This window comes from Pseudomonas fluorescens (assembly GCF_902497745.1).
Classification (GTDB): Bacteria; Pseudomonadota; Gammaproteobacteria; order Pseudomonadales; family Pseudomonadaceae; genus Aquipseudomonas; species Aquipseudomonas fluorescens_BM.
This window is the reverse complement of record NZ_CABVHJ010000025.1, coordinates 15294-30442: the sequence shown is the minus strand read 5'-3', so window position 1 is coordinate 30442 and position 15149 is coordinate 15294. Positions and strand designations below refer to the sequence as shown.

Here is a 15149-nt window from a genome sequence, read left to right as displayed (position 1 = left end):
CTCCCCGCTTCCGGTGTGACGGTCACTACGTCGCCGTCACCTTACAACTGCCAGTCGCAGGTGTTGCTCCGGATTCAGCAGGCGCTGAATCCGGGTTCTTCGACTATAGCTCAGCTTGTACACACGGCCAGATTTTGTATGACAACTGTCATCAGAAGCGGGTCGGGCGCACCACCGCAGCAGCGCTGCGGGTCGGGTAATGGCCCAGGCTCTGCAAGGTTTCCAGACGCGCGCGGGCGCGGTAGGCGTATTCGCTGTTGGGGTACGATGCGATGATGAACTGGTAGGTCTGCGCCGCGTCGACAAACATCTTCTGCCGTTCCAGGCACTGGCCGCGCATCATCGACACTTCCGGCCACACGTACGGGCGGGCGCGGCTGGCGCGTTCGACTTTGGACAGCTCGAGCATGACCTGCTCGCAGTTGCCGCGATCATAGGCGCTGTAGGCGTTGTTCAAATGATGGTTCATCGACCAACGGGTGCAACCCGTGACGGCGAGGACGCTGAGGGCAAGGGCGGCAATGGGTACGAATCGCATGAGGGTTCTCCTGTCTTGAGCAATGTATCGACCCATGGTCGGAAATCTTCAGGCGCGTTTGTCCCAAAGTTGCCGCGTTCAATAAAGAAAATAGAAAGTAGTGCAAACGAACAATGACTACACCCTTCGAGCATAGTAGCCTTCGCTAGCGCTTGAACTCAGGAGTCTTTGCATGTCCGTCCGTCGTACCAAAATCGTCGCTACCCTTGGCCCGGCCAGTAACTCGCCGGAAGTTCTCGAACAGCTGATTCTGGCTGGTCTGGACGTTGCCCGTCTGAACTTCTCCCACGGCACCCCCGACGAGCACAAGGCTCGCGCGAAGCTGGTGCGTGACCTCGCTGCCAAGCACGGCCGCTTTGTCGCCCTGCTCGGTGACCTGCAAGGCCCGAAAATCCGTATCGCCAAATTCGCCAACAAGAAGATCGAGCTGAAGATCGGTGATCAATTCACCTTCTCCACCAGCCATCCGTTGACCGAAGGCAACCAGCAAGTGGTCGGTATCGACTACCCGGATCTGGTCAAGGACTGTGGCGTGGGCGACGAGCTGCTGCTCGACGACGGCCGCGTGGTGATGCGCGTCGATACCGCCACCGCAACAGAATTGCATTGCACCGTGACCATCGGCGGCCCGCTGTCCGACCACAAAGGCATCAACCGTCGCGGTGGCGGCCTGACCGCACCGGCCCTGACTGAAAAAGACAAGGCCGACATCAAGCTCGCCGCAGAAATGGAAGTCGACTACCTCGCGGTGTCCTTCCCGCGTGACGCTGCCGACATGGAATACGCCCGTCAACTGCGCGACGAAGCCGGCGGTACTGCCTGGCTGGTAGCGAAGATCGAACGCGCCGAAGCCGTGGCTGACGACGAAACCCTCGACGGTCTGATCAAGGCGTCCGACGCGGTGATGGTTGCCCGTGGTGACTTGGGTGTGGAAATCGGCGATGCCGAGCTGGTGGGCATTCAGAAGAAAATCATTCTGCACGCACGCCGCCACAACAAGGCTGTGATCGTCGCGACCCAGATGATGGAGTCGATGATCCAGAACCCGATGCCGACCCGCGCCGAAGTGTCCGACGTGGCCAACGCCGTGCTCGACTACACCGACGCCGTGATGCTCTCGGCCGAATCCGCCGCTGGCCAGTACCCGCTGGAAGCTGTGCAGGCAATGGCGCGCATCTGCGTCGGCGCTGAAAAGCACCCGACCGGTAAAACTTCCAGCCATCGCATCGGCAAGGAATTCACCCGCTGCGACGAAAGCATCGCGCTGGCGACCATGTACACCGCCAACCACTTCCCGGGCGTCAAAGCGATCATCGCCCTGACCGAAAGTGGCTACACCCCGCTGATCATGTCGCGTATCCGTTCTTCGGTGCCGATCTACGCGTTCTCGCCGCACCGTGAAACCCAGGCGCGCGCAGCGATGTTCCGTGGCGTGTACACCATTCCGTTCGATCCGGCCTCGCTGGAACCGCACGAAGTCAGCCAGAAAGCCATCGACGAGCTGGTCAAGCGCGGCGTTGTGGAAAAAGGCGACTGGGTCATCCTGACCAAGGGCGACAGCTACCACACCACCGGTGGCACCAACGGCATGAAGATCCTGCACGTGGGCGACCCGCAGGTCTGAGTGACGCGCTGAAAAACAAGAGCCCCGGCATGTGAGTGCCGGGGCTTTTTGTTTTCTGCGTTGAATCGAAAGCCCCTCACCCTAGCCCTCTCCCAGAGGGAGAGGGAACCGATTGAGGGATATTGCAGAATTGCACCGACCTGATAGCTCTGCGCTGAATCCGACCGGTTCTTTCAAGTCGATGTATAACGCATTACATCCCGGTCGGCTCCCTCTCCCTCTGGGAGAGGGCTGGGCGGGCGGCGTTCCGATGAGGGTTGGCTTTTCAATGCCGTTTGATAAACCCGGTCAACGCCGCCAATGCTTCCGGCGAGCGCAGTCTTTGAGTGAACAATGCGCCCTCCTCCTCGATCACCTTACGAATCAACTCGCGATCCGGCGCCTTCATCAATTGCTTGCTGATACGCACCGCTTCGGCCGGAAGTTCGTCGAAACGCAACGCCACTTCCCGCGCCTTGCGCAACGCCGCATCGCCACTGCCCAACGCTTCGGTGGCAATGCCCCACGCCGCGGCTTGTTCACCGGTAAAGCCTTCGCCCAGTAACAGAAGCTCCGCCGCTTTGGCCTGCCCGAGCAAACGCGGCAGAATCAGGCTGGAACCGAATTCCGGACACAATCCAAGATTGACGAAGGGCATACGCAACCGCGCATCACGGGCCACGTAGACCAGATCGCAATGCAGCAACAGCGTGGTGCCAATGCCCACCGCTGCTCCAGCTACAGCAGCAATCACCGGTTTGCGGCACTCAAGCAAATTGAGCATGAAGTGAAACACCGGGCTGTCGAGATCGCTCGGCGGTTGCTGGATAAAGTCGGCGATGTCGTTACCGGCGGTGAAGCATTCGGCGCTGCCGGTGATCAGTACGGCGTTGATCTCAGGATCGCCATCGGCTTGCCTCAGCGCCTCGGCGAGGCGGCTGTACATGGCCCGGGTCAGGGCGTTTTTCTTGTCCGGACGGTTGAGTCGCAGGGTCAATAAACCGCGTTCGCGTTCCAGCAGGATGGCTTCGGTCATGGCATCTCTCGCGTCTGAAAGTCCGCGCTCAACCACGACTCAAAAACACGTCGGCCAGCAGTTGATTGCGCGGCAATCCGGCCAGGTACAGACGCCTTGCGAAGGCGTCGACACTGGCCGTCGAGCCGCAGACTAAGGCCAGGGTTTGCCGGGAAACAAGCCGCAGTTGCGCCAAAGCGGCGGCTGACTCGGCCGCCGTCCACAACTCGACGCTGAGGTTTTCGCGCTGCGCGGCCAGTGCGGCAAGGGGTTTGGCCAGATAATGCTCGCCCGCATCATGGGCCACGTGAATGACGCGGATTGCGCCTTGGTGATCCTGGCGCAAGGCTTCGCGCAGCACGCCGAACAACGGGCCCAACCCCGTACCAGCAGCCAGCAGCCACAGCGGGCGGCTGTGCCAGTCCGGGTCGTAATGCAGCGCCCCGCCACGCAGTTCGCCAAGGCGGATCGGGTCGCCGATCTGCAAACGCCGCGCAGCATCGCTGAACTCGCCGGGCTGACGGCAATCGAGGTGAAATTCGAGAAAGCGGTCTTCTTCCGGCAGGCTCGCCAGCGAATACGGCCGGGCGATGTGGTCAATCCATAGCACCAGATGTTGCCCGGCGCTGTAGCGCAGGGGCCGTTGCGGAGTCAGACGCAAGCGCAGGACGTTGTCGCTGAGCCAATCCAGCGCTTCGACCACTGCCGGGCGCCCATCGGTGAGCGGGTCGAAGGTGTGCACCTGCAAGTCTTCGGTCACCTGACACTGACACGCCAGGCGCCAGCCTTGCTGACGCTGTTCAGCGCTCAAGGCGTCCGGGCGATTGTCGGCGGGCAGGCCTTGCACGCATTGCACCAGACAGGCATGACAGCTACCGGCGCGGCAACTGTAAGGCACAGCGACGCCGTTCTGATTGAGGGCATCGAGCAGATTGCTGCCCGTGGTGACTGACCACTGTCGTTCACCGACGCGAAGTTCAGGCATCGACGTTCTCCCACGCAGCCGCACAACGATTGCGCCCGTCACGCTTGGCCCGATACAAGGCCTGATCGGCGCGCTGCAAGGCGTCGTCCAGATCATCGCCCAACGCCAGCAGCGTCATACCCGCCGACAGGCTGAGGTTGCGCACATTCAGGCCTACCAATTCGACATCGGTGAAGGCGATGCGCAGACGCTCGCAGCAAGCGGTCAGCCGTTCGGCGTCGCAATCGGGCAACAGCACGACGAACTCCTCACCACCATAACGCGCCAGCACATCGCCGTCGCGCAGGCATGCCTGCGCGACACCGGCGAAAGCCTGCAACACCTGATCGCCGGCGGCATGGCCGTGCAGGTCGTTGATGCGTTTGAAGTGGTCGAGGTCGATCAGCGCCAGGCCATGCACGACGTCGTCGTCCATCGCATTCAGCTCTCGCGAGGCCAGCCGCAGAAAGTGCCGACGATTGAACAGCCCGGTCAGCTCATCGGTGGCGACCAGATCTTCGAGCTGACGCATCATCCCGCGCAGGGTGTCCTGATGCGCTTGCAAGGCAAACCTTCTTTGCCGCTGGCGTTGTCGCGATACCTGGACGAAACGCGCATAGAGCACCAGCCACGCCAGCACCATCGCCAGAATGCACACCTGCAAGGCTGCAAGCGCTGGCTCGCGCAATCGGAAGTGGTAACCGTCCCATAACGTGATCGCGCAGAAACTGAAGAACACCAGCAGTGCGCAACGCACGAACGCCCGTCGGCTGAGGTGGAACAGGCCGAACAGCAGGATCAACACGTAGAACACCACAAAGGCGCCACGGGCTTCATCCAGATGGGCGATCAGCCAGGTCTGCCAGCCGAGGCCGAGCAGCACTTGCACTTCGGTCAGGCTGGGGTCGGCAAAGCGCAGGTTGCGCCCGCTCCAGAACAGCGCGAACAGCGCCGACTGACTGATGACGACCAGCGCACTGCCAACGGCGACAGAAGTCAGGGACTGCTCGTAATGCCCCGTGAAAAACGCCAGCCACAGCAGCAACAAAGCCAATCCATAGGTGGCTGCAGCGAGGGCAAAGCGTTTAAGCAAAAGGCGTTGAATGGCGTTATGGGTCAATCGTTGACTCACCGTGCGATAAGAGGCTGACCGAGTGTCCTACTCTACAGACCGGCTGCCACTTTAGAGGCGTAGTCGATAAATGACCACCGATTTTCGGGCTCGAAATTTGACGTCAAATGCATGACCTGAAAAGCCCCTCACCCTAGCCCTCTCCCAAAGGGAGAGGGGACTGACCGAGTTGTTTTTTCGAGTTACACCGACCTGAAGCATTGCGTCGAACTCTGGTTTGGAAACGGCACAAATCAGCTCCCTTTCCCTCAGCCGAACCGAGTTTTTGAATACCACGAAAATCGGCTCCCTTTCCCCCTCGCCCCCCTTGAGGGAAAGGGGACTGACCGAATTGTTTTTCCGAGTTACACCGACCTGAAGCATCGCGTCGAACTCTGGTTTGGAAACGGCACAAATCAGCTCCCTTTCCCTCAGCCGAACCGAGTTTTTAAATACCACGAAAATCGGCTCCCTTTCCCCCTCGCCCCCCTTGGGGGAGAGGGCTGGGGTGAGGGGGTAGCTCTTGAAGTGCAACCCGCTGTCCGATATTCGCCCACCCATGCGACCAACGAATGACTGCCGGCGCGTGTACGCCCCATCGAGGCGCGGTATACTGCCGCGCCTTTTTAGCGTCGCGCCAGCAGCCCCGGCGTGCCTTGAAAGGTGCTTGCGACCGACCGATGCACCCAAGCCGCAGGCACCTTATTGAATGTTCCCGTCTTTTAGAGGAGCGCGACTCATGACCGTGATCAAGCAAGACGACCTGATTCAGAGCGTTGCCGACGCCCTGCAGTTCATTTCCTATTACCACCCCGTGGATTTCATCCAGGCGATGCACGAAGCCTACCTGCGCGAAGAATCGCCAGCGGCCCGTGACTCGATGGCGCAGATCCTGATCAACTCGCGCATGTGCGCCACCGGCCACCGCCCGATCTGCCAGGACACCGGTATCGTCACCGTGTTCGTGCGCGTCGGCATGGACGTGCGTTGGGATGGCGCCACCATGGGCCTGGACGACATGATCAACGAAGGCGTGCGTCGCGCCTACAACCTGCCGGAAAACGTCCTGCGTGCCTCGATCCTCGCCGACCCGGCGGGCGCTCGGAAAAACACCAAGGACAATACCCCTGCGGTCATCCACTACTCCATCGTCCCGGGCAACACCGTGGAAGTGGACGTGGCGGCCAAGGGCGGCGGTTCCGAGAACAAGTCGAAAATGGCCATGCTCAACCCGTCCGACTCGATCGTTGACTGGGTGCTGAAGACCGTTCCGACCATGGGTGCCGGCTGGTGCCCGCCGGGCATGCTCGGCATCGGCATCGGCGGCACCGCCGAGAAAGCTGCGGTCATGGCCAAGGAAGTGTTGATGGAATCCATCGACATTCACGAGCTGAAAGCCCGTGGCCCGCAGAACCGCATCGAAGAAATGCGTCTGGAGCTGTTCGAGAAGGTCAATCAGTTGGGCATCGGCGCCCAGGGCCTCGGTGGCCTGACCACCGTGCTCGACGTGAAGATCATGGACTACCCGACCCACGCCGCCTCGCTGCCGGTGTGCATGATCCCCAACTGCGCCGCCACCCGTCACGCACACTTCGTGCTCGACGGTTCCGGCCCGGCCTCGCTGGAAGCGCCACCGCTGGACGCCTACCCGGAAATCGTCTGGGAAGCCGGCCCGTCGGCCCGTCGCGTCAACCTCGACACCCTGACCCCGGAAGACGTGCAGAGCTGGAAGCCGGGCGAAACCGTCCTGCTCAACGGCAAAATGCTCACCGGTCGCGACGCTGCGCACAAGCGCATGGTCGAGATGCTCAACAAGGGTGAAACCCTGCCGGTCGATCTGAAAGGTCGCTTCATCTACTACGTCGGCCCGGTTGATCCGGTCGGTGACGAAGTGGTTGGCCCGGCGGGCCCGACCACCGCGACGCGGATGGACAAGTTCACCCGTCAGATCCTTGAGCAGACCGGCCTGTTGGGCATGATCGGCAAATCCGAGCGCGGCCCGACCGCGATCGAAGCGATCAAGGACAACAAAGCCGTGTACCTGATGGCCGTCGGCGGCGCTGCTTACCTGGTGGCTCAGGCGATCAAGAAGTCGAAAGTGCTGGCGTTTGCCGAACTGGGCATGGAAGCGATCTACGAGTTCGAGGTCAAGGACATGCCGGTCACCGTTGCGGTGGACAGCAAAGGTGAGTCGGTACACATCACCGGTCCTGCGATCTGGCAACAGAAGATCAGCGAAAGCCTGGCGGTAGAAGTGCAGTAAGCCCTTCGCCCTCATAAAAGCGGCCGGTTCATCCCTTGGATGATCCGGCCGTTTTCGTTTGTGCAAACCAATCGCGATAAAAACGTCGTCAATGCACACAAAATGATCTTGCGCACCTGTCAGATCTGACAGGTTCATTTAATCGCGGTTCTTGTTAGCGTCAGTCCATTCACGCCCACCCCGCGCGCAATGGATTCGAGCATGCCTGATCAACAAGAGCTGAGCATCACCACACCCTCGATCGCCAAAAGCGCATCGATCGCTACCATCGGCAAAAGCTGGGGCTCTGTGGGCCCGACCGGAGCGGCAACGTTCGAACTGCCCATTCCGACTTCCGCCGGGCGGGGCTGGGATCCGCAGTTTTCGTTGAGCTATAGCAGTCAGAGCGGCAACGGTCCGTTCGGCCTTTCCTGGAATCTGAGTGGTGTGGGTCAGATCAGCCGCCGAACCAACAGAGGCGTGCCACGTTATACCGAGCAGGACGAAATCATCGGCGTGGATGGCGAAGTATGGATGCCGGAGCTGGACGAAAATGGCGAACTCAAATTTCGTGTAGAGAACGCCTACAACGGCGTCGACATCGGCTCGCACAGGGTGGTGCGTTACTGGCCGCAAGTCGAAAGCGACTTTGCTTTGCGTGAACGCTGGCAGCAACAGACCGAAGACGCAGATGCACCAGTGTTCTGGCTGATCCATGGTGCCGACGGCTCACTGCACCTTTACGGCAAAACCGAAGCCACACGAATTGTCGATCCCGATGCACCTGGACGCGTCGCCACATGGCTGATCTGCGAAAGCATGAACGCCCGTGGCGAACATATCTGTTTTGAGTACAAGGCCGATGATCAGGAACTGGACCCGACACATGACTACCGCGCCCAGCGTTATCTGCGCCGCGTGTGCTATGGCAACTTCACGGCCAGCAGCGATCTGTACAGCTGGACAACAGATAATCCCACCGACCTGGACTGGCACTTTCACTTGCTGTTCGATTACGGCGAGCGCAGCACGTCGCTGACCGACATCCCGGCGTATGACGGTGACACCCTGAGCCCCTGGACAGTCCGCCCCGACCGTTTTTCAACCCATGGTCGTGGCTTTGAACTGGGCACTCGCCGACTCTGCCAGCAAGCATTGCTGTTTCATCACTTTCCCGCGCAGTCGACTGAACAACCGAAACTGGTGCGCCGCCTGCTGTTGGAATATCACTCACCGCAGAATATCGGGCAGTGGTCTTACAGCCAGATCAGCGCGGCGCACTATCAGGCATTCGATGCCAAGGGCGTTGTCGAAAACACACCGCCAGTCGAGTTCGACTACGCCTCCTTCGAGATCAGTAAAACCCCGGCCCGCTTCTTCGAACTCGATGTACAGCCGGGTATCGAGGACGGTGGTTTTTACCAGTGTGTGGATCTTTATGGCGAGGGTGTACCGGGTTTTCTGTGTCGCTATGATCAGGCCTGGTACTACCGCGAACCACGGCGTGCGACCGAGGGCACCGATGAAATCGGCTACGGGCCCTGGATCGAGCTGACCAAAATACCAGTCGCTGATCGCAACCGTCCGGTACAGCAACTGTTGACCGACCTGACGGGTGACGGTCGCCTCGACTGGGTCACCGCACAACCGGGTATCAGTGGTTTCCGCACCCTGACAGAACAACGCAGGTTTGCCGACTTCGTGCCCTTCGGCAAATTCCCACCGGAGTTTTTCAACACCCTGTCGACACTCGGCGACTTGAGTGGAGATGGCTTGAGCAGCCTGGCGTTGATCGGGCCGAACTCGGTGCGGCTCTATGCCAACGAGCGCGATCAGGGCTTTGCTGCGCCTGAAGAGGTGCGGCACGAACCCGCCGATGACCGCTTGCCATTGTTCAGCAATTCCCCAACAGAACTGGTGTTGTTGGGCAACCTGCTGGGCAGCGACATGCCCGAGCTGTGCCGGATACGCCACGATGAAATTCGCTGCTGGCCGAACCTGGGTCACGGCCGTTTTGGCAAAGGTCGCAAGATCAGCGAGTTGCCCTTCAACTACGAGCAATTCGATTCGTCATGCGTACGCCTTGCCGACCTCGACGGCTCCGGTGCCGCATCGCTGATTTATCTGAATTCAGACACTTTCGATATCTACCTGAACCATGGTGGCAACGGCCTGGAACAGATGCCGATCAGCGTGCCATGGCCCGACGGCGTACGTTACGACCGTTTCAGCCAGGTGAGTTTTGCCGACCTTCAGGGGTTGGGCTGCGCCAGCCTGATTCTGACGGTGCCGCACATGCAGCCGCAGTATTGGCGCTACGATTTCGTTTCGGCCAAGCCGTATCTGCTGACCAGCAGTAACAACAACATGGGTTGCAGTGCCAACGTGATCTACCGCAGCTCGGCGCAGGAATGGCTGGATGAAAAACGCCGTTTGCCCACCCTTAGACGTTTTCCGGCTTGCCACCTGCCGTTCCCGGTGGCGGTGGTCAAAAAACAACAGCAACTGGATGAGATCACCGGCAACTGCCTGACGCAGACGTTCACATGGCGGGAGGGTTTCTACGACAGCCGTGATCGCGAATTCCGCGGTTTCGGCCTGTTGCAGCAAACCGACAGTGAAAGCGCCAGCGACGACGCGGGCGACGGCTTCAGCAAGCCGATGCGGGTGTTCACCTGGTTTCACACCGGGCAATCGATGGACCGATCGCGCGACGACTATTTCAATCACGATGCACAAGCGGTGGCGCTGGGCGATACGCTGTTCAGTCGATATCACCCGGCGGACGACTTCGAAGAGCCGCTCGATGCCCCCGACGCAGACACTCGCTACCAGATCTCGCGGGCGTTGGTCGGCTCGGTCACACGCATTGAAACTTATGCCGATACCGGCGAGGACAGCCCCCCGATCGCCACGCCTTACACGGTCGAAGAGATGCGTTATCGGGTACGTGAGGTGCGCAAGCAAGGCGCTTATGCTGCCGCCGTATTGCTGCCGCTGGTGGTGGAAAATATCAGCTATCACTACGACGGTTTCGTCGATGATCCCCTGTGTAGACATGAACTGAATCTGCGCTACAACCTTTACGGCCAGCCTACTCACTCCATCATGGTGAGCTACGCCCGGCGGCTCACCAAAAATGATTCGCCCCCCTTCGACGATCCTGATGAACAGCAGTGGTGGTATGACGCCCATGACATGGCCCAGCAAGATAATTACCTGGATGAAAGCCGTGCAGCGTTTATCAATCTGGACACGGACCTGCAGCATTGGCGCCTGGGATTGCCCTATCAGCAGCGCGGCAATGCGCTGGTCCTGGCCAAAGGCAGCCTGCCCATTGGGCTTACCCCTGCATTGGTGTCCTATGAGCACCTGATGGAGCATGAGGATTCGGCGCACTGGAATACCGAACGGGTGCTGACTACGCAGTCCGTACAGCGTTACGTTAGTACCGACGGCAAGCTGCTGGACGATGGCGTTGCCGGCTTCGAGGCGCTGGCCGGCCCACTGGAAATGGCACAACTGGACAAGACCGCGCTGGACGCTTACAGCGTACTGTCGAATTTCGACGTGAGAGCTGAACTGGCAGCGATTGGTTACATACCGATGCCGTTTCTGTTCTGGATTCACCCTTTGGGCGGCACAGAACAGGATCTGTGGTCGGCGAATTTCGGTTACGCCGAATATGCCAGTCTCGACGGGTTCTACAAGGTACTGCGCTATCGCGAAACCCTCAGCCATGGCTACACACGCGCCGAATACGACACGTATGCGCTAGCGGTCAAACGCGTGGAACTACCGGATGGCTGCACCACGCGAATCGATTACGACTACCACGCGCTGCAGCCGGTGAAAATCATCGATGCCAACGACAACATTCACGAAGCGATCTACGAGCCTTCCGGTCAGCCGTTGGCCACCAGTTTTTACGGCACCGAAAACAACAAGCCAGTGGGTTTCAAGCCGCTGAGCGACTTCATACCTGCGGAAGATCGGCGTCCGGCAACGGCGATTGCCAACCCGCCTGCCGCCATACAAGAAGCCGCGAGTACCCTGCGCAAGGACCTGTTCAGCTGGATGGGGCAGATCGCCAACGACAGCGGCGCCGCCCTCGCATGGATTGCCCAAGGTTATCTGCTGCCCAGCGGGCATATCAAGGCCAGCACACGCCGACAACTGGCCCGGCGCAGTAGCGCCTTGACGCCTGATGAACAGGCACTGCAAGCCGTCATCGCAGCCGTGCATCGAGAACCGGTTCACAGCGTAATCCTCAGTGCCGATCGCTACCCGGGCGATCCGGAGGTGCAGATCCAGATCATCAAAGCCTGCGTCGACGGCTTTGGCCGGGCGCTGCAAACCCAGCAAAAGGTTGACCCGGGCAAGGCCTATGCCGTGGACGCCGACGGCTCGCTGATCGTCGAGAATGGCCAGATCAAGGAAGTCGATGCCAACCCGCGCTGGCGTATCAGTGAACGTGTCGAATTCAACAACAAGGGTATGCCGGTTCGTCAGTACCGCGCGTTTTTCGCCGACACCTATGCTTACGTCAACGATCAGTCCCTGCGCACACTGGGTCATCACGATCGGGTTTACTACGACGTCCAGAGCCGGCAGATCCAAGTGGTCAATGCCAAAGGCGACTTCTCCCGAGAGTCCTACCACCCTTGGTATCACGCCAGCGAAGACTTCAATGACACAGCTGAATCGTCGTCACCAACAAAGGCACCACGGTCATGACTGCCAACGTGCATCGGCGTACTCCCGCGCTGGCGGTGAGCGATGCGCGTGGCTTGCCAGTGCGGCAGATCGGGTATTTGCGCACTGTGACGGCCGACACCCCCGAAGCTCTGGTCACCCGTCAGCGGCACGACTACGCCGGACGTCTGGTCGAACAATGGGACCCGCGCCTGTCGGCACCTTGCCTGACTACGGTTTACAACCTGAACGGTGCGGTATTGAAGTCCGACAGCGTCGATGCCGGCTGGCGTCTGACTTTGCCGGGGCTGGCCGGTGAGCCGTTGCAGCGTTGGGATCAGCGTGAACATCGTTGGCGCACAACCTTCGATCAGCAACTGCGCGCCGTCGCGCTCGAGGAAAATGGCGAACCCGATGTGGATCAATTTATCTACGCCGACGCCACGGTCGAGGCCGGGTACAACCAGCGCGGCCAGTTGCGGGAGCAGAAAGATCGCGCCGGTTCGCTGCTCACGGACAGTTTTTCTCTGACTGGCCCGCCGCTGCGCGAAACCCGCACGTTCCACGATGGTGAAGCTTTCACCAGCCACCATGTGTTCAGCCCGCTCGGCGCGCTGCTGGAACAGGTCGACGCCGGCGGCCATCGGCGACGCTCGCGCTACGGTCTGGCCGGGCAACTCAAACAAGCGCAACTGCTGATCAGCGGCACGTCTGACTGGCAGCCGGTGTTGCTCGATGCGCAGTACAACGCCCACGACCAGATCATCGAACAACTGGCCGGGAATCGGGTACGCAGCACCTGGACGTATGACCCGGCGGACGGTCGTTTGCACACCCAGTCCAGCCACAAGAATGGCGGCGTCCTGCAAGACCTCGAATACTTCTACGACCGCGTCGGCAATATCACCCGCATCGAAGACCACGCTTTTCAGCCGCGATATTTTGCCAATCAACGGGTCGACGGCCATCGCGATTTCACTTACGACTCGCTCTATCGGCTGACCAGCGCCACCGGCCACGACGACGCGCCGCCGTCAGATATTCCCGGCCTGCCGCAACCGGGCGACCCGAACAATCGCCTCAATTACACCCAGACCTATCAGTACGATCACGGTGGCAACCTGATCGAACTGTGCCATGTACGGGCCGGCAACAACTCCACCCAGCACATGTTCATCGACCCGAAGAGTAATCGCGGGGTGCGCTGGAATACAGGCGAGCCGGAGCCGGTGTTCGACGATCTGTTCGATCAGCATGGCAATCAACTGACCGTACAACCGGAACAACCCGGACAACCGCTGCACTGGAACGCTCGCGATGAGCTGGAGAGTGTGACCCTGGTCCAGCGCGCAACGGCCCCCAATGATGCCGAGTACTACCGCTACAGCCAGGGCATGCGCGTGTTCAAACGCTACGAGACCTTGGCGGCCAACGCCGAACACTTTCATCAGGTGCGCTACTTGCCGGGGCTGGAAATCCGTACCCGCGACAACGGCGAAGAACTGCACGTCATCATTCTCGGCAACGCGCGCTGCCTGCATTGGGCAGAGAACAAACCCGATGGAATCGACACCGATCAACTGCGTTACAGCCTCGAAGATCACCTCGGTTCCTGCGTGATGGAACTCGATCAACAGGCACAACTGATCAGCCAGGAAGGCTACTACCCGTTCGGCGCCACGGCGTGGACGAGCGCACGCTCGGAGATTGAGGTCAGCTACAAGTTCATACGTTATTCGGGCAAGGAGATGGATGTCAGCGGCATGTATTACTACGGCGCACGCTATTACGCAGCGTGGTTGCAGCGTTGGGTCAGTGCGGATCCGGCGGGGGATGTGGACGGGCTGAATCTGTACGGATTCGTCGGGAACAATCCGCTGCGGTATTTCGATGCTCAGGGACAACAGCGAACATCTTCTGAATTACTGACAGTGGCGAAAGACTATGAAAACCTGCTTGCTGTTGTGACACGCAAACTGGACAAATCGATCTATCAACTCAACCACTTGAATTCCACAAAGGATATCTACCGTTCCAGCGGAAAGCGGGCAGCCCTGACCTTGCTCAACGTTCTGGCCTCTGCCATCACAGCGGGTGCGGCGTTTACCGTAGGTGCGGCCGCAGGGACAGCGCTCACTTTCAATCCGGTCACAGGGGTGATTATTGGCATCGGTACAGCAGCAATCGCCGCTGATGTTACCGGCACACAGATTGACAAGCTCGGCGTAGACAATCCCTTCGGTTATAAACTTTTGCCCGATAGCGCAGATTACGACGTGGGTCGCTTGGCTGAAGAAGCCAAACCGAAAAACTGGAAGACGAAAATCAAATCGTATCTCTCAAAATATGACCCGCGCACCACTGACGGAAACAAGGAAGTATTGATCGCAGGGACCATCGGAACCGCTGATGTGCTAACGGGTGGCACTCATCTGGAAAAGTGGCTGGCCTTTTTCCGACTCAGTGTCGAAGTGACCGAGACACTCAATGATTCGCTGGGGCAGCGCGATCTGGATCTGGTAAAACAAGGTATCGAATTGGTTGCCGATTACCTCGCCTTTCAGAAGGAGGGGTACGACCAGGCACTGGAAGAGCTGGAAGGTCTCGGCGGGGAACACATCGCAATTGCGCAGGGCACTCGATACAGTCTCGCTAATATTGAAACTGCCGTGCTGGGCAAAATGAATCGTACTATCGAGTTACTGCCAAGAGTCTCGGCACACATACAAAAGAAAAGCGCGGCGAAACAATGATGAAATCGCGCGCCCTGACTCGCACCCCAGACGTAGTCGCAAAGGACGGCAGGGGACTGCCTGTCAGACAGATCGCCTATCTGCGTCAACCCAGCGACGCCGCTGTAGAGCCTCTTATCGCTCGCCAGTATTACAACGCGATGGCCTGGTACAAGGAAATGGGCACCACCGACAACCAGTTTCTGCTGAAGCAGGCGCGTACCAACAAGAAAAAGGCCGCCTGAGATG

Annotated in this window: 10 protein-coding genes; 5 read left to right on the top strand and 5 right to left on the bottom strand. The window is 59.6% G+C overall.

Annotated elements, in window-relative coordinates; all coding sequences use genetic code 11:
• Positions 1 to 151: 151 nt before the first annotated feature.
• Positions 152 to 538 carry a tetratricopeptide repeat protein gene (locus F8N44_RS27715; RefSeq protein WP_007951249.1) on the bottom strand — a complete coding sequence of 129 codons (387 nt, stop codon included), beginning with the start codon at positions 536 to 538 and terminating at the stop codon, positions 152 to 154.
• 172 nt (positions 539 to 710) lie between these two features.
• Between F8N44_RS27715 and pyk the strand changes: the two genes are divergently transcribed.
• A complete protein-coding gene (pyk, locus tag F8N44_RS27710) occupies positions 711 to 2162 on the top strand; it encodes a pyruvate kinase (RefSeq protein WP_150652561.1) in 1452 nt (483 codons plus the stop codon).
• A 265-nt stretch (positions 2163 to 2427) separates the two neighbouring features.
• Here pyk and F8N44_RS27705 read toward each other — a convergent pair whose 3' ends face one another.
• From F8N44_RS27705 to F8N44_RS31445, 4 genes are all read right to left on the bottom strand, one after another.
• Positions 2428 to 3177 carry an enoyl-CoA hydratase-related protein gene (locus F8N44_RS27705; RefSeq protein WP_150652560.1) on the bottom strand — a complete coding sequence of 250 codons (750 nt, stop codon included), beginning with the start codon at positions 3175 to 3177 and terminating at the stop codon, positions 2428 to 2430.
• Positions 3178 to 3205: 28 nt separating this feature from the next.
• The gene (locus F8N44_RS27700; RefSeq protein ID WP_150652559.1) at positions 3206 to 4141 is read right to left on the bottom strand and encodes an iron-sulfur-binding ferredoxin reductase; all 936 of its coding nucleotides are present in this window, start codon (positions 4139 to 4141) and stop codon (positions 3206 to 3208) included.
• A complete protein-coding gene (locus F8N44_RS27695; protein WP_150652558.1) occupies positions 4134 to 5240 on the bottom strand; it encodes a sensor domain-containing diguanylate cyclase in 1107 nt (368 codons plus the stop codon). The genes F8N44_RS27700 and F8N44_RS27695 overlap by 8 nt, the downstream gene beginning before the upstream one ends.
• A 63-nt stretch (positions 5241 to 5303) precedes the next feature.
• Positions 5304 to 5765, bottom strand: coding sequence for a hypothetical protein (locus tag F8N44_RS31445; RefSeq protein WP_191630959.1), 462 nt, complete (start codon positions 5763 to 5765; stop codon positions 5304 to 5306).
• A gap of 205 nt (positions 5766 to 5970) precedes the next feature.
• Between F8N44_RS31445 and F8N44_RS27690 the strand changes: the two genes are divergently transcribed.
• The 4 genes from F8N44_RS27690 to F8N44_RS27675 all read left to right on the top strand — a co-directional run bounded on the left by F8N44_RS27690 (position 5971) and on the right by F8N44_RS27675 (position 15145).
• Positions 5971 to 7494, top strand: coding sequence for a fumarate hydratase (locus tag F8N44_RS27690; RefSeq protein WP_007916251.1), 1524 nt, complete (start codon positions 5971 to 5973; stop codon positions 7492 to 7494).
• Between the two features lie 201 nt (positions 7495 to 7695).
• Positions 7696 to 12210: a SpvB/TcaC N-terminal domain-containing protein gene (locus F8N44_RS27685; protein ID WP_150652557.1), complete on the top strand. Its 4515-nt coding sequence runs from the start codon at positions 7696 to 7698 to the stop codon at positions 12208 to 12210.
• Positions 12207 to 14921: an RHS repeat-associated core domain-containing protein gene (locus F8N44_RS27680; protein WP_150652556.1), complete on the top strand. Its 2715-nt coding sequence runs from the start codon at positions 12207 to 12209 to the stop codon at positions 14919 to 14921. The genes F8N44_RS27685 and F8N44_RS27680 overlap by 4 nt, the downstream gene beginning before the upstream one ends.
• Positions 14921 to 15145: a hypothetical protein gene (locus F8N44_RS27675; protein WP_150652555.1), complete on the top strand. Its 225-nt coding sequence runs from the start codon at positions 14921 to 14923 to the stop codon at positions 15143 to 15145. The genes F8N44_RS27680 and F8N44_RS27675 overlap by 1 nt, the downstream gene beginning before the upstream one ends.
• Positions 15146 to 15149 lie beyond the last annotated feature (4 nt).